The sequence below is a fragment of the Tardiphaga robiniae genome (assembly GCF_001618955.1).
Classification (GTDB): domain Bacteria; phylum Pseudomonadota; class Alphaproteobacteria; order Rhizobiales; family Xanthobacteraceae; genus Tardiphaga; species Tardiphaga robiniae_A.
Map to the genome: position 1 here is coordinate 1 of NZ_LVYV01000053.1, position 21,429 is coordinate 21,429.

A 21,429-nucleotide genomic window follows, 5' to 3' on the forward strand; every position below is an offset into this window, starting at 1 on the left:
ACTGTTCGATCAGACAAAACAGGCGAGATGCCCATGCCGGGTTACGGCCGATCGGGCCTGGAATCTAACGGGCTATCTCCGCCTGCCGTCACTATGCGCGTGACAGATCGACAGATACAGGAATCTCGACCTGTTCAGCGCAAAACACTTCGGGATTCCGGGTTCGCGTCCGGCAAGTGCCGGCCGCGCCCCGGAATGACATCGTGCGGGGCGTGCCCGCGCGATGTCACTTCACCCTTGCGAGGAAATACGCCAGCTCCACGATCTGCGCCTCGGAGATGGACTGCATCACATCGGCCATCGTCGCGTCATAGCCGTGGCGGGAGTTGTCCTTGTATTCGCGCATGGTCTTGGCGAGATAATCTTCGCGCTGATTGGCGATGCGCGGAATGTTGTCGCGGCCGGAGAAATCTGCGTTGTGGCAACTATCGCAGCGGAATTGCGAGGTCAGCGCCTTGGCGGCCTGCATCCGCGCGGGATCGCTAGCGATCCCCTGGGGATCGCCCGCCTCCAGCGCCGCCGGCTTCGGCAGCGTGGCCAGATAATCCGAGAACAGGCGCAGGTCGTCATCGGTGAAATCCTTCACCATGTCGTTCATCGGCTCCGCGACGCGGAGCTTCTCGCGAAACATGTAGATCTGGATCAGGGAATAAGCCGGCTGCTGCGCACCGAGCGACGGCGTGTTCTCGGTTTCGGAAACGCCCTTCTCGCCGTGACAGGCAAGGCACGGCGCGGCACGCTCGGTGATGGATTCGGCTGACAGGGACGATGTAGCGAGGCACGACAACGAGACGAGCGAGAGGGCGATGACTGCAAACGGGCGCATCGGAGGCTTCTTTCTTTTGGACCTGGCTCGTCATTCCGGGGCGCTGAAGCGACAACGTCGCGCAAGCGAACCCGGAATCTCGATGTGAGTCACACTGCAAGATTCCGGGTTCACGCGCGCGGAGATGCGCACGTGCCCCGGAATGACAGTGCTTGGCTATTTCGCGCCCGCCACCTTCTGCTTGCCATAGGTGATGCGATAGATCGCGCCGTTCCAGTCGTCGGAAACCAGCATCGATCCATCCTTCATCTGCAGCACGTCGACGGGGCGGCCGACATATTTGTTATCCTCGATGAAGCCGGTGAGGAACGGCTCGACAGACTTTACCGTGCCATCCTTGTTCAGCTTCGCGACAACGACATCACCGCCGAGCTTCGTCGTCTTGTTCCAGGAGCCATGGCGCGCGATGAAGATCGCATCCTTGTAGGCCACCGGGAACATCCTGCCGGTGTAGAACCGCATGCCTAATGCCGCCGTATGCGAACCGAGCAGGCCGACCGGCGCGGTGTAGTCGGCGCAGGACTTGCCCCAGCCGAATTCCGGATCGAGGATATTGCCCTGCAGACAATATGGCGCGCCGAAGTCTTCACCCGCCTTGGTGACCCGGTTGAGTTCATCCTCGGGCACCGCTTCCGACATCCAGTCGCGGCCGTTGTCGGTGAAGTACATCTGCTTGGTGGTCGGATTCCAGTCGAAGCCGACGGTGTTGCGGACGCCCTTCACATAGACCTCGGCGCCGGTGCCATCGAGATTCATGCGGCGGATCTGGCCATGGGCCTCGTCATGCAGCACATTGTTGCCGGGCTGGCCGACCGGCACATAGAGCTTGTTGTCCGGCCCGATGCCGATGAACTTCCAGCCATGGGCTTCGTCCTTTGGCAGGTTGTCGTAGATCATCACCGGCTTCGGTGGATTTTCGAGATTGTCTTCGACCTTGTCGATCTTCGAGATCTTCGACAGTTCGGCGATGTAGAGCGTGCCGTCCTTGAAGGCGAGACCGTTCGGGCGATAGAGGCCGGAGGCCAGCACCTTCACCTGGCGCTTGCCGTCCTTGTTCATGATAGCATAGACCTTGTCGACGAGGCGCGAGCCCACAAAGACCGTGCCCTTGTCGCCTTCGCGCATCGAGCGCGCATTGGCCATGCCGGCGGCATAGACTTCGATGTTGAAGCCCGCGGGCACCTTCAGCTTCGCCGTCGGCAGCTTGTCGACGGCGGACGGAATCGGCGGCGGCGCGACCGGCGCGAGCTTGGCTGCTGCGGCGCCATCAGGACGGCCGATCAGCGGCGAGCCGGGCGGCAGTGCCGGCGCGGCGGCAACGGCTGGCGCTGCTGCAGGTGCCGGTGTTGCAGGTGATGTATCGGATTGCTGGGCAAAGGCGCCGCTTGCAAAGACGCCGATGAACGCACTGGCAAGCAATGCCTGACGTGCGGACGTGTAAACACTCATGGATCTCTCCCCTTTTTTACGGAAGCCTTCTTTGCTCGCAGCACATGAGATGCACCGCCCCCGAGGCTTTCCGGATCGCACTGTTGGATATTTTTATGGCGCTACGCAATCAAAACATGACGCGCGAGCAAGTCTACGCGGATTCCCGCAATCGACTTTCTCGTTTGAGCATCATCTCTCGACAAACGATCTCGTTTGTCGGCGAAAACCGGCATCCACTTTTCGGGATCATGCTCTAGTGCCGCGTCGCGGACTCGTCGGTGGCATCGAGCAGCGCTTCGGTGAACGGAAATTCGAGCACGATCTCGCCGTCCTTGTCCGTGACTTCCAGCACCGCCTTGAGCAGATCGCTCGGCGTGCCCTCGGAGTGCAGCAATTGCAGGATCATCGACCGCGCCACATCCCAGGCATGATCGGGATTCCGCAGTTCCTCGCCTTCGGGATCGACCACCAACTCGTCGTTGATGCGTGTGTTGAAGAAATAAAGCGGCATGGCAATTCTCTTGGCACTGGGCTTGGGCGCGGACGCAGAATACCTCAGACCACGCGAATATCCCGGAAGATGCGGCGGGCTGAGTACGAATCGATGCCTTTCAACCAAAGGCCTTCGCTATCTATGGAACGTTCTCGCCAATGCAATGTTGCAGCGCAATCGATTGTGCATTGCACGCATATTGTACCCCCACCGCTTCACATTGTGATGACGAAGTTGTTGGCGAACCTTTGAGCAGGGATTAGAGTTGTGGTTATGCAGTACCTGACTGCAGACAAGCGGGAGAGAGATATGGCCTGGAAAGCACCGAAGATCATCGAAGTTGCAGTCGGCATGGAAATCAACATGTACGCCTGCGCGGCGCGCAAGTAAGACGTGAGCTCAAGCTAAGATCTTAAGTTTTGGGGCGCCTTCGTCACTGATGGGCGCCCCGCGTCTTTTTACGAGACGCGAATTGGCCGGGATTCAGGGCGATCTCATGTTGCGTGTTGTCGTTCTTGGAGCCGCGGCCGGCGGCGGTGTTCCGCAGTGGAATTGCGGATGCCGGATTTGTTGCGCGGCGCGCAGCGAGCGGCCCGAACTGCAAAGCGGCCAGGCCTCTATCGCGGTGTCCACCGACAATGCCAACTGGTTTCTGGTCAATGCCTCGCCGGACCTGCGGCAGCAGGTGACCGATACGCCCCAGCTTCATCCCCATCCGGAGCATCTGCGCCACTCGCCGATCGCCGGTGTGATCCTCACCAATGGCGAGGTCGATGCGGTGGCCGGGCTCTTGTCGATGCGCGAAGGTTCGCCATTTACAATCTATGCGCATATGCGTGTGCTGGCGATCCTGAAAGCCAACAGCATCTTCAACGTGCTCTCGGACAAAAACGTGCGCCGCGAAGCCATCGAGATTGATTCGTCTTTCGAACCGAAGCTGCAGGACGGCACGCCATCCGGCCTCGAAGTGCTGCCCTTCACCGTGCCCGGCAAGAGCGCGTGGTATCTCGAAGGCCAGGCACATCCGGCCGGTGAGGATGGCGACGGCGATACGCTGGGTCTGCGGATCGCCGAGAAGGCCACCGGCAAGCATTTCTATTTCATCGCCGCCTGCGCGCGGGTGACGCCCGAACTGAAAGCGCGCATAGCAGGCGCGCCGCTGGTGTTCTTCGATGGCACCGTCTGGCGCGACGACGAATTGATCGCCGCGGGATTGGACCACAAGACCGGACAGAGCATGGGGCATCTGTCGATGTCCGGCGCGCAGGGTGCAATCAGCGAACTGGCCGACGCCAGCATCGGCAGAAAATTCTTTCTGCACATCAACAATTCGAACCCGGCGCTGCTGCACGATTCCACCGAGCGCGCCGCACTGACCACCGCCGGCTGGCAAATCCCCGGCAATGGCATGGAGATCACGCTGTGACTGCGATCGGCGCCAACGCCATTTCCGCCTATTCGATTTCAGCAACAGTGCCGCTCGACAATGCCGCGCAACTGGAAGAGACGCTGCGGCATATCGGCGCGACGCGCTATCACAGCCTGCATCCGTTTCATAAATTGTTGCACGGCGGCAAGCTCAACAAGGGCCAGGTGCAGGCCTGGGCGCTGAACCGCTACTATTACCAGAGCACGATCCCGATCAAGGACGCGGTCGTGATCTCGCGCTTCCGCGACCGCGCCACGCGGCAGGAATGGCGGCATCGCATCGAGGATCACGACGGTGATACCGGCGCAGAAGGCGGCATCGAGCGCTGGCGGAAGCTGACTGAAGGGCTCGGCCTCGACTCAGCCTATGTGGAATCCACCGAAGGTATCCTGCCAGCAACGCGCTTTGCCGTGGAGGCCTATGTGCATTTCGTGCGCGACAGGACGCCACTCGAGGCCATCGCCTCGTCGCTCACGGAACTGTTCGCGCCGAACCTGCATGAGGAGCGCATTTCGGGGATGCTGAAGTATTATGACTTCGTCAATCCGGATATCATGAGCTATTTCAGCCGCCGCCTGACCCAGGCGCCCCGCGATGCCGGCTTCGCGCTGGATTACGTCAAGCAGCATGCCACCACGCCGGCCGAGCGCCGCGCGGTTTGCAATGCACTGATCTTCAAGACCAATGTGTTGTGGGTGCAGCTCGATGCGCTGTATCATGCCTATGTGGATGGCCACGTGCCGCCGGGCGCGTTCGTCCCGGCCAAGTAAGAAGGCAACGATGACGGAGTTGCGCAGCAATCGTCGGATCAGTGTCAGCGAGGCCAGCAAGCCGATCTTGCCGCGCCACGCCAGGCTGAAGTTCGACGAGACGCGCCAGCGCTGGGTGATCCTGGCGCCGGAGCGCGTGCTGGCGCCGGACGATATTGCCGTCGAAATCCTGCAGCTTTGCGATGGCGAACGTAACGTCGCCGATATCATCGACCTCCTGGTGGCCAAATATGCCGCGCCGCGCGACGATATCGGCACCGATGTCGTGGCCATGCTGCAGGACCTCGCCGACAAGGGCTTTCTCACGCAAGCGCGGGAGAAGACAGCATGAGTCCTACGCTTACCGACGCCAGTCCCGTCTTCACCGATCCCGCCGACAGTCTCGCGATCATGGAGCGCACGCGCTCAACCGCAGAGACCTTCGGCATTCCCCTCGCCGTGCTGGCTGAACTCACCCATCGCTGCCCGCTGCAATGTCCATACTGCTCCAATCCCGTGGAGCTCGACCGCGGCAGCACCGAGCTGACCACCGACGAATGGAAGAAGGTGCTCTCGGAGTTGGCCGAGATCGGCGTGTTGCAGATCCACTTCTCCGGCGGCGAACCGACCGCGCGCAAGGACATCGTCGAACTGGTGCAGCATGCGACGGATGTGGGTCTGTATTCCAATCTCATCACCTCGGCGGTGCTGCTGACGCTCGACAAACTCTCCGCGCTCGCCGATGCGGGGCTATGCCATGTGCAGATCAGCTTCCAGGGCAATGAGCCCGTGGTGGCCGACCGCGTCGGCGGCTATCGCAATGGCCACGTGAAGAAGCTCGAAGTCGCCAAATGGACGCGCGAGCTCGACCTGCCGCTGACCGTGAATGCGGTGATGCATCGGCAGAACCTGCATCAGCTCGCCGATATCATCCAGATGGCCGTCGATCTCGATGCCGACCGGCTGGAGGTCGCGAATGTGCAATATTACGGTTGGGCGCTGAAGAACCGCGCCGCCCTGATGCCGACCATCGATCAGATCGACGAAACCAGCCGCATCGTCGAGGATGCGCAGGTGCGCCTGAAAGGCATTCTCGATATCGACTATGTCGTCCCGGACTATTACGCGCTGCGACCGAAGAAATGCATGGGCGGCTGGGGCCGGCAGTTCTTCAACATCTCTCCATCAGGCAAGATCCTGCCCTGCCATGCCGCCGAAACCATCACCGGGATGGAATTCGAATCCGTGCGCTCCAATCATTCGATCGCCTGGATCTGGCAGAATTCCGAAGCCTTCAACCGCTATCGCGGGACCGGCTGGATGCCCGAGCCGTGCCAGAGCTGCGAATTCAAGGAAATCGACTTCGGCGGCTGCCGCTGCCAGGCCTTTGCGCTGACCGGTGATGCCGGCAATACCGATCCCGCCTGCACGCTGTCGCCCCGCCACGCCGAAATCTTCAAACTGGCCGAGACGGAATCCACTGAGGGCCGTGACCGCTTCATCTATCGCAACTTCAAAGGCGGCACACTGGAGCCGGACGCGGACGACGTCCATGGCCGCTGATGTCCCCGCCCCGGCGAGCGCGGACCTGTTCGCGCCGCTGACCTCGGAACATCTCGATGTCGGCGACGGTCACGCAATCCATGTGGAGAGCGTCGGCCGCAGCGACGGCATTCCCGCAGTCTATCTGCATGGCGGCCCCGGCTCCGGCTGCCAGCCCGATCACCGCCGGCTGTTCGATCCGCAGCGTTTTCACACCGTCTTGTTCGACCAGCGCGGCGCCGGCCGCAGCAAGCCGAAAGGACTGCGCGAGGCGAATACGCTGCCGCATCTGATTGCGGATATGGAAACGATCCGACAGACATTCGGCTTCGACAAATGGCTCGTGGTCGGCGGCTCCTGGGGGGCAACGCTGGCGCTCGCCTATGCGCAGGCGCATCCAGATCGCGTGACCGGCATCGTGCTGCGCGCAACGTTTCTCGGCACGCGGGAAGAATTGCATGATGTCTTCAACGTCATGCTGCCGCGGCATTATCCCGGCCTGCATGGAGATTTTCTGAGCGCCCTTCCCGAAGCCGAGCGCGCCGATCCGCTGCCGAACTTCTATCGCCACATTCTCGATGCCGATCCGGCCGTGCATGTCCCGGCGATCCGCGCCTGGGGCGGCACCGAAGCCATCCTCTCGGAAATCGCGCCGAAGCGCGCGCGGCTCGACCGTGCCGAACTCGGCAACACCACGCGGCCGATGCCGGCCACGCCCGCAATGGAAGCGCATTACTTCAAGCACGACTGCTTCATGCGGCCGCAGCAGCTCATGGAAGACGCGGGCAAACTCACCGGCATTCCCGGCGTCATCATTCAGGGCCGTTACGACTTCCTCTGCCCGCCCGCCACATCGCACGCCCTGGCCAGGCGCTGGACGGATGCCGAGGTGCGCATCGTTGAAGGCGCCGGTCACAGCCTGTATGACCCCGGCATGCGCGATGCGGTCATGAAGGCCATCGCCGACGTGGCGTCGAAATTGAAATAGGACTTCTGGAATGCCGATCAAAGGCACGGGAATGTTAATGACGTCGATGGATATCGACGCCAGCCATGAGCAGGAATTCAACGCGTGGTACGACCGCGAGCATCTCGCCGAGCGCGTCGCCATCGAGGGCTTCGTCGAGGCGAGGCGCTATGTGGCCGTGAACGCCAGGCCGAAATATCTCGGCCTGTATTCGACCAGGACCTTCGATGTGCTGGACAGCGACGCCTATCGCACGGCGCTGGCGAACCAGACCAAGTGGTCGCTGACCAATATCGGCCGCTTCCAGAACATGCTGCGTTCGGTGGCGCGGATCACTGTCAGCCGCGGTCAGGGCCGCGGCGCGGCGCTGGGACTGGTGCGCATCCGGCCACCCGCCGAAGGCGCTGACAAACTACGCAGCGCTATCGAAGCACAACTCGATCCTGGCGATATCAACGGCATCATCTCGATGCATCTGATGGAGAGCGATCCCCGGTTGTCGAAGCCGCTGACCGACGATCCTGCCGCGCCCAATCCCGCCGCCCGCGACTGGTATGTGATGATCGACGGCACGGATGTAGAGGCCGTCGCCTCGACCATGAAGGGCCGCTTCGATGCGGCCATCACGGCGGCAAAGGCGGAGCTGATTTCCGAGGGGACCTACCGGCTGATGTGGGATCTCGCGAAGAGCGATCTTTAAAATCGTGAGCTAATGTTGCCTTCTCAACCTCTCCCCCGCTCTTTGCGGGGAGAGGTTGACCAGCGAAGCTGGTCGGGTGAGGAGCATGGCACGTCGAAGCTACACATTCATCGTCTCGGATCGGGCTCTCCATCGACCCGCATCTGCACGATGTTTTGGACCGTCGTGCCCTGCCCCTCACCCCATCCCTCTCCCCGCGCAGAGCGGGGAGAGGGAGCGCACCTACAGCGCCCCGCAGCTAGGACGCCGATCTCTCTTTGAACGCATCCCGCTTCTGCCGCGACCAAGGTGAACTGGTCCGCAACGGGCCGCTTACCTTGCGAGACGTCGATGACCATCCGTGTGCTGTCCCTTCTGGTTCTCACCGCCACCCTGATCATCGGCAGCCCGCTGGCTCGTGCCGAGGACGAGCCGGCCAAGGTCGATGCGGTGAAGTCAGCCGAATTCAACAAGCGCATGTTTGCCGGCCCGCTGGGTCCGAAGCTGACCTATGCCTGCTTCGTCCGGCGCTATGACGCCGAGCATCTGGCGCGGCATCCCAAACAGAAGGTCAGCACCATGAAGCTGCTGGTCGTCGCCGGGCATCCGCCCGAAGAAAGCTATACGCCCTACTCGTTCCGGCTCGGGTTCAAATATCGCCATCGCAAAGGCGACTGGGATTCCAGCGGCTCTTGCGGCCAGATCCAGGATACCGACAAGGGCCAGGAGGTGAAGTTCGCATGCAGTGTCGATTGCGATGGCGGCGGCATCGCGATCGGCCTGGCCAAAGACATCGACGCAACGCTGGTGCGGGTCGAGCGGGTCCGCATCTGGCAGAACAGCAAGCCCGATGAAGAACCCGGCACCGATGCGCTCACCGGCGGCGAAGATGACAAGATTTTCCGGCTCGACCGTACGAGTCTAAAGGAATGTGAATCCTTGATCACGGACCGCAAGGAACTCGCGGCAATGCGCAGCAAGTGAGCGTGATTGACGCCAAACCGGAGCAGGTCATGAACCGACGCAGCCTCATCTGGACTGCCCTGTCCTCGATCGGAGCGGGAGCGTTCGCCTCGCGGGCCAACGCGGCTGCGACTGATGCGACGACGCCCGCCAAGCTCAAGGTCGTCTACCACCTCGCCGATGCGGACCGGGTGAATTTCGCGCTCGGCAATATCCAGAATCATGTCGACGGCGTCGGCGGCCCCGACAACGTTACCATTGCACTGGTCGTGCTTGGCCCGGCGCTGAAGTCATTTGCTCGGGCTTCCGCCAATCCCGACATTACCGCGCGGGTTAGCAAATTCACCAAGGCCGGCCTGCAACTGGCCGCCTGCAGCAACACCATGAAGGCGCAGGATGTGACGCTGGACGGCCTGCTGCCGGGATTCACCATCGCCGACCGCGGAGGTGTGGTCCGGATCGCGGAGCTGCAGTCGCAGGGCTATCTCTACATTCGTCCGTGAGCCCTCCCGGCGCATCGAACCGACGCACAAAATTTGCACAATTGTCATGCCGCCGGGCCAATCTGGCGAACACGGAATTGCGATCCCGCGAGTGTGAGCCTGAATGGAACCGTTCGGCTTGCCATGCGTAGGGGTTTGGGGCGATCATTGGAACCGGGCCGCGGAGCGTTGCGCGCGGCGATTGGCCTTTGGATAATTACGAACAGAACAAGGCATCATGAATCCCGTCAAAGCACTCGAATCCCATGGTCAGGCCGTCTGGCTGGACTTCCTCGCCCGCGGCTTCGTCGCCAAGGGCGACCTGAAGAAGCTGATCGACACCGATGCCGTGAAAGGCGTGACGTCGAATCCGGCGATCTTCGAGAAGGCGATCGGAAGTTCGGACGAATATGATGCCCCGATCGCGCAGGCCTTGAAGTCCGGCGACAAGTCGCCTGCCGACCTGTTCGAGTACATTGCGGTCGAGGACATCCAGCATGCCGCCGATGTGCTGAAGCCGGTTTACGACATGATGAAGGGCGACGATGGCTTCGTCAGCCTCGAAGTCTCGCCCTATCTCGCCAATGACACCAAGGGCACGGTCGCCGAGGCGGAGCGCCTGTGGTCGAGCGTGAAGCGCCCGAACCTGATGGTGAAAGTACCGGCGACGCCGGAGGGGCTGCCCGCGATCCAGCAGCTGATCGGCGAAGGCATCAGCATCAATGTCACGCTGCTGTTCGCGCAGAAGACCTATGTCGAGGTCGCGCAGGCCTATCTCAGCGGTCTGGAGAAATACGTTGCCGGCGGCGGCGACCCCTCGCATGTGGCGAGCGTCGCCTCGTTCTTTGTCAGCCGTATCGACGCACAGGTCGACAAGCAGCTCGACGACAGGATCGCCAAGGCCAATGATCCATCCGAAAAGGCGCGGCTCAAGGACTTGAAGGGCAAGGTGGCGATCGCCAATGCCAAGCTGGCCTATCAGGAATATCTGGAGCTGTTTGCCGGCCCGCGCTGGGAAAAACTGAAGGCAAAAGGCGCCAAGCCGCAGCGTCTGCTCTGGGCTTCGACAGGCGTGAAGAGCAAGGACTATCGCGATACGCTCTATGTGGAAGAGCTGATCGGCAAGAACACCGTCAATACCGTGCCCCCTGCCACGCTGGACGCCTTCCGCGACCACGGCGAAGTGCGCGACAGCCTCGAAGAGAATGTCGAGGACGCGAAGAAGGTGCTGGCCGATCTCGCCAAGACCGGCATCTCGCTCGACGCGATCACAACCCATCTTGTCGAGGACGGCGTCAAGCTATTCGCCGACGCGGCCGACAAGCTCTATGGCGCCGTGGCGCACAAGCGCGCGACATCGCTTGGTGGTGGCATCGGCGCGCAGAAGCTGGCGCTGGGCGACGGCATCACGAAGAAGGTCGCAACCTCGACCGAAGAGTGGCGCAGTCAGGCAAAGATCCGCCGGCTCTGGCACAAAGACAAATCGGTCTGGACCGGATCGGATGAAGACAAATGGCTGGGCTGGCTGAACAGCGCCTTCGGCGAGAAGGCCAAGCTCGCCGACTACAACGACTTCGCCAATTGGGTGAAGGCGCAGGGATTCACCGATGCGGTCGTGCTCGGCATGGGCGGCTCCAGCCTCGGGCCGGAAGTGCTGGCGCAGACTTTTGCCAAGGTGTCGGGCTTCCCGAAGTTGCATGTGCTGGATTCCACCGATCCCGCACAGGTACGCGCCATGGGCGCCGCGGTGAAGATCGCGACCACGCTGTTCATCGTCTCCAGTAAGTCCGGCGGCACCACCGAGCCGAACGTGATGAAGAATTACTTCTTCGAGGAGGTGACCAAGGCGGTCGGCGCCGACAAGGCCGGCGGTCACTTCGTCGCCATCACCGATCCCGGCTCATCGCTGGAGAAGGTCGCGAAGACCCAAAAGTTTGCCCGCATCTTCCATGGTGATCCCACCATCGGCGGCCGCTACTCGGTGCTGTCGCCGTTCGGTCTGGTGCCGGCGGCTGCGGCCGGTGTGGATCTCGCCAAGCTGCTCGATCTCACGCTGTCGATGGTGCGCTCCTGCGGACCGGACGTGCCGCCCGCTGAAAATCCCGGCGTCCAGCTCGGACTCGCGATGGGCAATGCAGGCCTGGACGGCCGCGACAAGGTCACGATCCTGTCCTCAAAGAAAATCGCCGATTTCGGCGCATGGGCCGAACAGCTCATCGCCGAATCCACCGGCAAGGACGGCAAGGGCCTGATCCCGATCGATGGCGAGACGCTGGGCGAACCCTCCGTCTATGGCACCGATCGCTTCTTCATCGATCTGCGCACATCGGGCGAAGACGACAAGGGACATGACGACAAGCTCGACGCGCTTGAAAAGGCCGGCCATCCCGTTGCGCGCATCGTGATGCCGTCCATCGATCATCTCGGCCAGGAATTCTTCCGCTTCGAAATCGCGACGGCCGTCGCGGGATCGATTCTGGGCATCAACCCGTTCAACCAGCCGGATGTCGAGGCCGCCAAGATCAAGACGCGCGAGCTGACGGAATCCTTCGAGAAGACCGGGGCGCTGCCGCCGGAGACGCCGGTGGTGTCGTCGAAAGAGGCCGATCTCTATACCGACGACAGCAACGCCGAACTGCTGAAGAAGGCCGGCGCCAATAGCGATCTGACCTCGTGGCTGAAGGCGCATTTCCGCCGCGTCACGCCCGGCGATTACGTCGCCCTGCTGGCTTATGTGGAACGCGACGGCGCGCATATCGACACGCTGCAGCAGATGCGGATGGCGGTGCGCGACAAGAAGAAGGTCGCGACCTGCGCCGAATTCGGACCGCGCTTCCTGCATTCCACCGGGCAGGCCTACAAAGGCGGGCCGGATACCGGCGTGTTCCTGCAGATCACAGCGGACGATGCCAAGGATCTCGCCATCCCGGATTACCGCGCCTCGTTCGGTGTCATCAAGGCGGCACAGGCGCGTGGTGACTTCGGCGTACTCACGGATCGCAACCGCCGCGCCCTGCGTGTCCATCTCAAGGGCGATCTCAAGGCCGGACTTGCTGTTCTCGACAAGGCGATTACTGCCGCATTGAACTAAACGACGACTCGCATGGCCCGGACATTGCTTCGGCTCATGCGCAATTAATAAAGGACATCACACAATGCAGCTCGGGATGATCGGCCTCGGCCGAATGGGCGGAAATATTGTCCGCCGCCTGATGAAGAACGGTCACAGTGCCGTCGTCTACGACAAGGATGCCAAGGCCGTCAGCGGCCTCGCCTCCGAAGGTGCCACCGGCGGATCGTCGCTCGAAGATTTCGTCAAGAAGCTCGACAAGCCGCGCGCGGTCTGGGTGATGCTGCCCGCCGGCAAGATCACCGAAACCACCATCGATGCGCTGACCAGGCTGCTGGAGCCCGGCGACACCATCATCGATGGCGGCAACACCTTCTGGCAGGACGACGTTCGCCGCGGCAAGGCGCTGAAGGAGAAGGGCCTGTATTACATCGACGTCGGCACCTCCGGCGGCGTCTGGGGGATTGATCGCGGCTACTGCATGATGATCGGCGGCGACAAGACGGTCGTCGATCGCCTCGATCCGATCTTCAAGACACTGGCACCGGGCATCGGCGACATCCCGCGCACGCCGGGCCGCGACAACAGCGATCCGCGCATCGAGAACGGCTATATCCATGCCGGCCCGGTCGGCGCCGGACACTTCGTCAAGATGGTTCATAACGGCATCGAATACGGACTGATGCAGGCCTATGCCGAAGGCTTCGACATCATGAAGAACGCCAATATCGAGGCGCTGCCGGAAGCGCACCGCTTCGATTTGAATTTGCCTGACATCGCCGAAGTGTGGCGCCGCGGCAGCGTGATCCCGTCCTGGCTGCTTGATCTCACTTCCATGGCGCTCGCCAAGAACGAGACCCTCGACACTTATTCGGGCTTCGTCGAGGATTCCGGCGAAGGCCGCTGGACGGTGAATGCCGCCATCGACGAGGCCGTCCCCGCTGAGGTTCTGACTGCTGCGCTGTTTGCGCGGTTTCGCTCGCGCAAGGAGCACACATTTGCAGAAAAGATTCTATCCGCGATGCGCGCCGGTTTCGGCGGCCACAAAGAGCCAGATCAGCATCCGGATCCAAAACGGCAGGACGCGCCTGATATCATCAAACCAAAGGCGTAGCCCGCATGACCGAGATACAAGCTCCAGGCCCTGCCAAATCCAAGAAGAAGCCAGACCCCTGCGCGTTCGTGATCTTCGGCGTCACCGGCGATCTCGCCCACCGGCTGGTCATCGCGGCGCTGTATAACCTGCAGGCGGCCGATCTTCTGCCGGAGAAATTCTGCGTCGTCGGCATCGCCCGCAAGGACATGACCGGCGCGGAACTCCGCGACGACCTGATGAAGGGCCTGAAGCAATATGCGACGCGCCCGGTCGACGACGCCATCGCGCAGAAGCTGCTCAATTGTGTCACCTGCATCGAAGCCGATCCGGGCGAGCCGGAATCCTTCGATCGCATGCGCGAACAGCTCGACAAACTCGAGGAAGCGCGCGGCACCGGGGGCAATCGCCTGTTCTATCTGGCAACGCCGCCGTCGGCCTTCGCGCCGATCGCGCGCCAGCTCGGCCGCACCGGCATGCTGAAGGAGAATGGTTCGTGGCGTCGTCTTGTAGTCGAGAAGCCGTTCGGCACCGACCTCGCCTCCGCCAAGGCGCTGAACAACGAGCTGCTCGGCCTGATGAACGAGCAGCAGATCTACCGAATCGACCACTATCTCGGCAAGGAGACGGTGCAGAACATCCTGGTGCTGCGCTTTGCCAATGGCATGTTCGAGCCGATCTGGAATCGCAACCATATCGATCACGTGCAGATCACCGTGGACGAGAAACTTGGCGTCGGCCATCGCGGCTCGTTCTATGACGCCACCGGCGCGCTGCGCGACATGGTGCCGAACCATCTGTTCCAGCTGCTGTCGTTGGTAGCCATGGAGCCGCCCGCGCGTTTCGAGGCAAACGCGGTTCGCTCCGAGAAGGCTGACGTTCTCGCTGCCATCACCACGCAAACCGAAGAGGAAGCGCTGAAGAATTCGGTACGCGCGCAATATGTCACCGGCCATGTGAGCGACGACGATATCGGCGACTATCTCAAAACGAAAGACGTCAAGGAGGGCAGCACCACCGAGACCTATGCAGCGATGAAGCTGTCGATCGACAACTGGCGCTGGGCCGGCGTTCCCTTTTATCTGCGCACCGGCAAGGCACTCGGCATCAAGCGCACCGAAGTGGCGATCAAGTTCAAGCAGGCGCCATTCGCGATGTTCCGCGACATGTCGGTGGAAAGCCTCGCGGAGAACTTCCTCGTCATCGCCGTGGAGCCGAATGAAGGCATCTCGCTGAAGTTCAATACCAAGGTGCCCGGCCCTGCCGTGGAGATCGACGGCGTCGAGATGAAGTTCCGCTACAAGGACTACTTCCAGGCCGCGCCGGCGACGGGCTACGAGACGCTGATCTATGACTGCATGATCGGCGACAACATCCTGTTCCAGCGCGCCGACAGCGTGGAAGCCGGCTGGCGCGCCGTGCAGCCGTTCCTCGATGCCTGGAAGAAGGCCGGCAAGGATGGGCTGAAGACCTACAACGCCGGCAGCGAAGGTCCCGAAGAAGCCAACGACCTGCTCAAGCGCGATGGTCGTAGCTGGCGCGTGCTGAGCTGACGCCATGACAGCGCCCAATCGCCATATCGTCGTGGTCGAAGATGCGGTGGCGCTCGCCGAGGCCGCAGCCGACCGGCTGATCGAGCGCATCGAAGCCAATCCCGGCCGCATCGCCATCTGCATGACCGGCGGATCGAGCCCGAAGCGGCTCTATGAACTGCTCGCCACCGAACCCTATCGCAGCGAAATCCCCTGGGATCGCGTGCACTGGTTCATCGGCGACGACCGCTTCGTGCCGTCAGGCGATCCGCTCAACAACATGACCATGGCGCGAACTGCGTTTCTGGATGCATGCGCACCGCTTGCGAATGTGCACCCGATCAAGACCGACGTGGCCAATCCGGATGAAGCCGCGGCGCTCTATGCGCGCGAGCTGCAGTCTTTCTACGGCACCGACAAGCTCGATAAAGCCAAACCGCTGTTCGATCTGGTGTTGCTCGGCGTCGGCCCCGACGGCCATGTGGCGTCGCTGTTTCCCGGCTATCCCGCCATCGAAGTCAAGGATCGCTGGGTCGTCGGCGTGCCCGAAGCGCATGTGAAGCCGTTCGTGCCGCGCGTCAGCCTGACGCAGCCGGCGCTGGCCTCATGCCGCGAGATGCTGTTCCTGATGAGCGGCGAGGACAAGCGCGCGATCCTGACGCGCGTGCTAAAGGGCCAGGATCTGCCAGCCAACCGCGCGAGGTCGGACGGCGAAACCGTGTGGCTGTGCGACAAGGCCGCCCTGCCGGACGACGCGCGTGGCTGACACCGTGCCCAAGACTCTGGCACCCAAGGCTCTGGTGGTGATGGGCGTCTCCAGCTCGGGCAAGAGCACGATCGCGAAGACGCTTGCTGAACGCCTCGGCTGGCGCTTCGCCGATGGTGACGATTTTCACCCGAAGGCGAATATCGAGAAGCAGCGCGCCGGCCAGCCGCTCACCGACGACGATCGCTGGCCCTGGCTGCAGAGCATTGCCGACGAGATCGATCGCGCCATCGCGTCCGGCGAGAAAATCGTGGTTGCCTGTTCTGCGCTCAAGCGCGCCTATCGTGATCTGCTGTTGCACGGCCGCGACGACATTCGCATCGTCTATCTCAACGGCTCCAAGGAGTTGATCGCCAAACGCATGGCGGCACGAAAGAATCATTTCATGCCGCCGACGCTGCTCGACAGCCAGTTCAAGACGCTCGAAGTCCCTGGCCCAGACGAACGCCCGATGACAGTATCCATCGACGACGATGTCGACGGCATCGTCTCCGCCATCATCAAACAACTGCCGGCCTGAAGGATCAGACCATGACCAAGATCGCTCTCGTGGTGTCCGATGTCGATGGCACGCTGGTCACCCACGACAAACGCCTCACCGACACGGCCAAGGCGGCCGCGAAGAAACTGGAAGACGCCGGCATCGGTTTCACCATCACGTCGAGCCGCCCGCCCGTCGGCATGCGCTTCCTGGTAAAGCCGCTGGGGATCACGCTGCCGATCGGCCCGTTCAACGGCAGCTCAATGGTGGACGGCGACCTCAACCCCATCGTGCAGCACCTGATCCCGGAATCCGCCACCAAGCGCGCCATTGAAGTGTTGGAAGACCACGGCGTCGATATCTGGATTTTCACCAATGACGAATGGGTGATCAAACGCGACGACGGCAAATATGTGCCGCATGAGCGCGACACCATCCAGCATGAGGCCGTGATGGTGGATGACTTCTCGCCCTATCTCGCCAAGGCCTGCAAGATCGTCGGTGCGAGCGCCGACTTCCCGCTGCTGGAACGCTGCGAGGGCGTCATGCAGAAGGCGCTGGGCGATACGGCTGTCGCGGTACGCTCGCAGAACTATTATCTCGATATCACGCCGCCCAATCAGAACAAGGGCACCTTCGTGCAGGCGATGGCGCAGCGGTTGGGCATCTCCCTTGAGGCCATCGCCACCATCGGCGACATGCGCAACGACCTGCCGATGTTCAAGGTGTCGGGCATGTCGATCGCCATGGGCAATGCGAGCGACGATGTGAAATCGCAGGCGACGGATGTGACATCGTCGAATGAAGCGGAAGGCTTTGCGGGAGCGGTGGAGATGATTTTGAAAAGGAATGCGGGCGGCTGACGCGCAGGCGCAATGGCCTCCCTCCCCCTTGCGGGGAGGGTCGGCCGAGCGAAGCGGAGGCCGGGGTGGGGGTGCCACAAGCGACGGCGCTTGTGGCACCCCCACCCGACCGGCCTTCGGCCGGCCACCCTCCCCGCAAGGGGGGATAAGAAAGAGCGCCCTCGCCTCAGCCCTACTTCGCCCGCTCCACCTTCTTCTCCTGCGGACGCTTGGCGCTCGCCAGATTATGCGCCACGGCGATCAGCGCGATATGGGTCAGCGCCTGCGGGAAGTTGCCGGTCTGGCGTTTGACGCCGCTGTCATATTCTTCCGCAAGCAGGCCGACATCATTGGCGATCGCAACGACGCGATTGAACAGCTCTTCTGCCTTGGCGATCTCGCCCATCTTTATATAGGCCTCGGCCAGCCACAGGCTGCAGGCGAGGAACGCCCCCTCGGCGGGCTGCACCTCGCCGGTGACCTCGCGCGGATCGTGGCGCAGTACGAAGCCGTCGCGTATCAGATATTTCTCGACCGCTGCAATCGTGCCCTTCACGCGAGGATCGTCGGCCGGAAGAAAACCCAGAGCCGGCAGCAACAGGATCGCGCCATCGAGCACGTCCGCGCCATAGGATTCCACGAAGGTGTTTTCGCGGGGATCGAACCCTTTCTCGCAGACGTCGCGATGAATCTCCTTGCGCAGCGCCTTCCACGTGTCGATAGGGCCTTCGAGATTGAAGCTCTCGGCGCTTTTGATGGCGCGGTCGAACGCAACCCAGCAGCCGACTTTCGAGAGCACATAGTGCTTGCCGGGGCCGCGGCGCTCCCAGATGCCGTGATCGGGCTTATTCCAGACCGAGGCGAGATGTTCGAGGATCACGCATTCGACCGCCCAGGTGTCACCATCGAGTTCTAGTTTGGCGACGCGGGTCTGATGGAAGGCATCGATCAGTTCGCCATAGACGTCGAGCTGCAATTGCGCATGCGCGGCATTGCCGACGCGCACCGGCAGCGCGCCGCCATAGCCGGGCAACCAATCGGCCTCCCATTCGAGCAGGCGGCGCTGGCCCATGATGCCATACATGATCTGCATCTCGGCCGGTGCGCCGGCGACAGCGCGCAGCAGCCAGCGATGCCAGGCGCGCGCCTCATCGGTGTAGCCGCTGTTCATCAGCACCAGCAGCGTGAGGGTGGCATCACGCAGCCAGCAGAAACGATAGTCCCAGTTTCTGGAGCCACCGAGCTTTTCGGGCAGCGACGTGGTCGGCGCCGCGACGATGCCGCCGGACGGCGCATAGATCAGCGCCTTCAGCGTGATCAGCGAGCGCATCACGAGATCGCGGTGCTCGCCTTTATAGGTGCAGCGGCTGCTCCATTCCTTCCAGAATTCTTCGGTGTCCTTTAGTGCCTCGTCGACATTGATCGGCGCAGGCACTTTCAGATGCGAGGGCCCATAGGTCAGCACGAACGGGACGCTGTCGCCCTGCTTGACTTCGAATTTCGCGACGGTCGTGAGGTTCTCGCCATGGGTCTCGATGGGCGTGTGCAGCACGGTCATGTCAGGCCCGCAAATCGCCAGCACTCCGCCGTCCTTGTCGCGCTTCACCCAAGGGATGGCCGCGCCAAATCCGAAGCGGATGATCAGCTCCATCCGGACCGTCACCGTGCCGCGATCGCCGCGGACGATGCGCACCACATCGGAGGCGGCGCCGCGCGGCGGCATGAAGTCGATCAGCGTGATAGCGCCGTCGTCCGTCTCCAGCGTGGTTTCCAGAATGAGGGAGTCGCCGCGATAGCGCCGTTTGCACGCCTTGATCGGAGCGTCGGGCGTGATTTGCCAGCGGCCGTGATCCTTGGTGCCGAGCAGCGCGGTGAAGCATGCGTCGGAATCGAAGGCCGGCCAGCACAGCCAGTCGATCGATCCGTTGCGGTTGACGAGAGCGGCGGTCTCACAATCGCCGATCAGCGCGTAATCTTCGATATTGCTGTACAATGTCTTTCCGCCACCTGACAAAATTTACGTCAATGCGGACGAACTCCTGTCCGCGGTTGCAATGTGCAGCGCGTCACGATCGATCGAAGTGGCCATCGTCTCCACCGTGGCGGGCAGCCGCTGCCGCCAGTTCGGGTGCTCATTGATGGTACCGGGAATATTCGGCTGATCGATCACACCCAACAGGTCTTCCAACGCGACGGCCAGCAAACGGGTCCGCGTGCGCGCGAGAAAGTGAGCGACGGCGTAGAAGTCTTCGGTATTGATGCCCTGCGCCCGCAGCGCCTCGCCGAGCATCTGCAGCGCGTAACGGCGGGCATCGTCGCTCTCGCCGGGATCGATGCCCAGCGAGCGCTTCAGCTGCAGATCGTACAGGCTCCGCCAGCCGGCATAGGTCGGCAGATCGTGGGTATTGAAGGTTACCAGCGCATTCGGCTGGTAATAATCAACGCCGCGGAAGGCATAGCGTTCATCACGCTCGAACATCATGACCAGATACGACCATATGCCCCACGATGCGAGATGATCGCGGAAGCCGTCTGGCACGGTACCTAGGTCCTCGCCGATCACCACGCAGCGATTGGCGACGCTCTCCTGCGCCGTCACAGCCAGCAGTGCTTCCAGCGGCATCTTCACATAGGCACCATTGTCGGCGTCATAACCATGCGGCACGACGTAGAGGCGATTGAGGCCGAGCACGTGATCTAGCCTGACGGCGCCGGCATAGCGCATCGACGCGCGCAGCATGTCCTTGAACGGTGCAAAGCCCTGCACTTCCAGTCCTGCGGCATTGAAACCGGCCAGGCCCCAGTTCTGTCCGGCAGGCTGCAGCGCGTCCGGCGGCGCGCCGACGGAGAGATGACGCGAGATCGCAATCTGTTCGTTCCAGGCATCGAAGCCGCCTGATTGTACGCCGACGGCGACGTCGAGATAGAGGCCGACAGGCATGCCGAGCTTAGTCGTTAGATCGAAACAAGCCTTGAGCTGCAGGTCGGCATTCCACTGCACATATTCGATATAGGTGACTTCCTTGCCGTCCGGTCCGGCGCGGAAGGCGTCACAGGTCGCGTCATCGGGCAGCAGCCATTCCGACGGCCAGTCCCACCACGCGGTCTGGTGCTGATGGCGCAGCACTTCGAAACAGGCAAAGCGTGTCAACAGCGGCGCACGCTCGGCGCGGAAGGCGGCGAAGGCCTTCTGACGCCCGGATGTCGGATCGGCATAGAAAGCCTCGAAGGCCGCGCGCATGCCCTTCGACTTCGCCGCGGCGATATCAGGGTAATCGACGAACTTGCTGTCGCGCAGCCTCGACAGCGTGTCGCCGCTGTCATTGGCCGCATATTCGGGCAACGCCTCGACATCGATATAGAGCGGATTGAGAAACAGCCGGCTGTTCGGCGAATACGGGCTGCATTCGGCCGGCCGGTCGTCGAACAGCGCATGCAGCGGATTGAGCCCGACACCGCCGGCGCCCATACTGGCGGCCAGTTTGATCAGGTCCTGCAGATCGGTGAAGTCGCCAATGCCCCAGTTGCGCTCCGAACGCACCCCATAGAGCTGTACGGCGAGAATCCAGGACCGATCGAATTCGCCGGGGAATGCCTTGGACGGTGCCACGATGAACGGCGCTTCGTCGGGGAATTTCTTGGCGTCGATCAGCCTGAGCCTGTGCACGCCGGCCGGCAGATCCCGCGGCCAGGTAATCTCGCGCCCCTCCGTCGTTCCCTCGGCGATAACCTTAACCCCGTCGAGGATTTTCCAGCTCAGGGGAAACGTGGCAGCCTCATTGAGGACCGTGCGGGCCCCCTCTCCGGCCCGGACCACAACCGGACTCTCCACAAAACGGTGCGGCGTGCGCACCGGCATCGCGTCCAGAATGAGCTTAAGGGCGGCTTCGCCTGTGGTGTGCCACTGGCCCTGACCGTCGTGAAAACCGGTCTGGATTCCCAGTTCGGCAGCTTTGGTGAAAAGGTCCATTCGGCACGCTGTTTGCAGAGCAACAATCGAAAGTTGCTGGGAAATTTCTGAATTTGCGGAAGAGGATAGCCGATTTCAACGCGTCGATCTAAGCTGAGTTCCATGGGGAACCAA

General features: G+C 62.1%; 20 protein-coding genes. 15 read left to right on the plus strand and 5 right to left on the minus strand.

Annotated features, from left to right (window positions below; all coding sequences use genetic code 11):
* Positions 1-226: 226 nt before the first annotated feature.
* From A4A58_RS24105 to A4A58_RS24120, 3 genes are all read right to left on the minus strand, one after another.
* On the minus strand, positions 227-826 hold the full coding sequence (locus tag A4A58_RS24105; protein ID WP_068736959.1) for a c-type cytochrome: 600 nt from the start codon (positions 824-826) through the stop codon (positions 227-229).
* 156 nt (positions 827-982) lie between these two features.
* On the minus strand, positions 983-2,275 hold the full coding sequence (locus A4A58_RS24110) for a PQQ-dependent sugar dehydrogenase (protein ID WP_086937139.1): 1,293 nt from the start codon (positions 2,273-2,275) through the stop codon (positions 983-985).
* 235 nt (positions 2,276-2,510) lie between these two features.
* A complete protein-coding gene (locus A4A58_RS24120) occupies positions 2,511-2,768 on the minus strand; it encodes a DUF6894 family protein (protein ID WP_068736963.1) in 258 nt (85 codons plus the stop codon).
* Positions 2,769-3,059: 291 nt separating this feature from the next.
* Between A4A58_RS24120 and pqqA the strand changes: the two genes are divergently transcribed.
* From pqqA to A4A58_RS24195, 15 genes are all read left to right on the plus strand, one after another.
* Positions 3,060-3,140, plus strand: a complete 81-nt coding sequence (gene pqqA / locus A4A58_RS24125) for a pyrroloquinoline quinone precursor peptide PqqA (protein ID WP_068737434.1) — start codon at positions 3,060-3,062, stop codon at positions 3,138-3,140.
* A 106-nt stretch (positions 3,141-3,246) separates the two neighbouring features.
* Positions 3,247-4,176 carry a pyrroloquinoline quinone biosynthesis protein PqqB gene (pqqB, locus tag A4A58_RS24130; protein ID WP_068737436.1) on the plus strand — a complete coding sequence of 310 codons (930 nt, stop codon included), beginning with the start codon at positions 3,247-3,249 and terminating at the stop codon, positions 4,174-4,176.
* 20 nt (positions 4,177-4,196) lie between these two features.
* The gene (gene pqqC, locus A4A58_RS24135) at positions 4,197-4,949 is read left to right on the plus strand and encodes a pyrroloquinoline-quinone synthase PqqC (RefSeq protein WP_068737438.1); all 753 of its coding nucleotides are present in this window, start codon (positions 4,197-4,199) and stop codon (positions 4,947-4,949) included.
* Between the two features lie 10 nt (positions 4,950-4,959).
* The gene (pqqD, locus tag A4A58_RS24140; RefSeq protein WP_068736965.1) at positions 4,960-5,280 is read left to right on the plus strand and encodes a pyrroloquinoline quinone biosynthesis peptide chaperone PqqD; all 321 of its coding nucleotides are present in this window, start codon (positions 4,960-4,962) and stop codon (positions 5,278-5,280) included.
* Positions 5,277-6,491, plus strand: a complete 1,215-nt coding sequence (pqqE, locus tag A4A58_RS24145) for a pyrroloquinoline quinone biosynthesis protein PqqE (RefSeq protein ID WP_068736967.1) — start codon at positions 5,277-5,279, stop codon at positions 6,489-6,491. Before pqqD ends, pqqE begins: the two co-directional genes overlap by 4 nt.
* Complete coding sequence (gene pip / locus A4A58_RS24150; protein ID WP_068736969.1) at positions 6,481-7,458, plus strand: prolyl aminopeptidase; 978 nt, start codon at positions 6,481-6,483, stop codon at positions 7,456-7,458. Before pqqE ends, pip begins: the two co-directional genes overlap by 11 nt.
* A 10-nt stretch (positions 7,459-7,468) precedes the next feature.
* Positions 7,469-8,137, plus strand: a complete 669-nt coding sequence (locus tag A4A58_RS24155) for a DUF4286 family protein (protein WP_068736971.1) — start codon at positions 7,469-7,471, stop codon at positions 8,135-8,137.
* A 330-nt stretch (positions 8,138-8,467) separates the two neighbouring features.
* Positions 8,468-9,100, plus strand: a complete 633-nt coding sequence (locus A4A58_RS24160; RefSeq protein WP_086937140.1) for a hypothetical protein — start codon at positions 8,468-8,470, stop codon at positions 9,098-9,100.
* A 29-nt stretch (positions 9,101-9,129) separates the two neighbouring features.
* The gene (locus tag A4A58_RS24165) at positions 9,130-9,582 is read left to right on the plus strand and encodes a DsrE family protein (protein ID WP_068737440.1); all 453 of its coding nucleotides are present in this window, start codon (positions 9,130-9,132) and stop codon (positions 9,580-9,582) included.
* Between the two features lie 217 nt (positions 9,583-9,799).
* Positions 9,800-12,652, plus strand: coding sequence for a bifunctional transaldolase/phosoglucose isomerase (locus A4A58_RS24170; RefSeq protein ID WP_068736973.1), 2,853 nt, complete (start codon positions 9,800-9,802; stop codon positions 12,650-12,652).
* A 64-nt stretch (positions 12,653-12,716) separates the two neighbouring features.
* Positions 12,717-13,745 carry a phosphogluconate dehydrogenase (NAD(+)-dependent, decarboxylating) gene (gene gnd / locus A4A58_RS24175; RefSeq protein WP_068736975.1) on the plus strand — a complete coding sequence of 343 codons (1,029 nt, stop codon included), beginning with the start codon at positions 12,717-12,719 and terminating at the stop codon, positions 13,743-13,745.
* A gap of 5 nt (positions 13,746-13,750) precedes the next feature.
* A complete protein-coding gene (gene zwf, locus A4A58_RS24180; protein ID WP_068736977.1) occupies positions 13,751-15,277 on the plus strand; it encodes a glucose-6-phosphate dehydrogenase in 1,527 nt (508 codons plus the stop codon).
* A gap of 4 nt (positions 15,278-15,281) precedes the next feature.
* Positions 15,282-16,022, plus strand: coding sequence for a 6-phosphogluconolactonase (gene pgl, locus A4A58_RS24185; protein ID WP_068736979.1), 741 nt, complete (start codon positions 15,282-15,284; stop codon positions 16,020-16,022).
* A gap of 40 nt (positions 16,023-16,062) precedes the next feature.
* Entirely contained in the window at positions 16,063-16,542 is a 480-nt protein-coding gene (locus A4A58_RS24190) for a gluconokinase (RefSeq protein ID WP_068737444.1), read from the plus strand.
* Between the two features lie 11 nt (positions 16,543-16,553).
* Complete coding sequence (locus A4A58_RS24195; RefSeq protein WP_068736981.1) at positions 16,554-17,366, plus strand: Cof-type HAD-IIB family hydrolase; 813 nt, start codon at positions 16,554-16,556, stop codon at positions 17,364-17,366.
* Between the two features lie 172 nt (positions 17,367-17,538).
* Here A4A58_RS24195 and A4A58_RS24200 read toward each other — a convergent pair whose 3' ends face one another.
* On the minus strand, positions 17,539-19,338 hold the full coding sequence (locus A4A58_RS24200; protein WP_068736983.1) for a glycoside hydrolase family 15 protein: 1,800 nt from the start codon (positions 19,336-19,338) through the stop codon (positions 17,539-17,541).
* A 24-nt stretch (positions 19,339-19,362) separates the two neighbouring features.
* Positions 19,363-21,315 carry a 4-alpha-glucanotransferase gene (malQ, locus tag A4A58_RS24205; RefSeq protein ID WP_068736985.1) on the minus strand — a complete coding sequence of 651 codons (1,953 nt, stop codon included), beginning with the start codon at positions 21,313-21,315 and terminating at the stop codon, positions 19,363-19,365.
* Positions 21,316-21,429 lie beyond the last annotated feature (114 nt).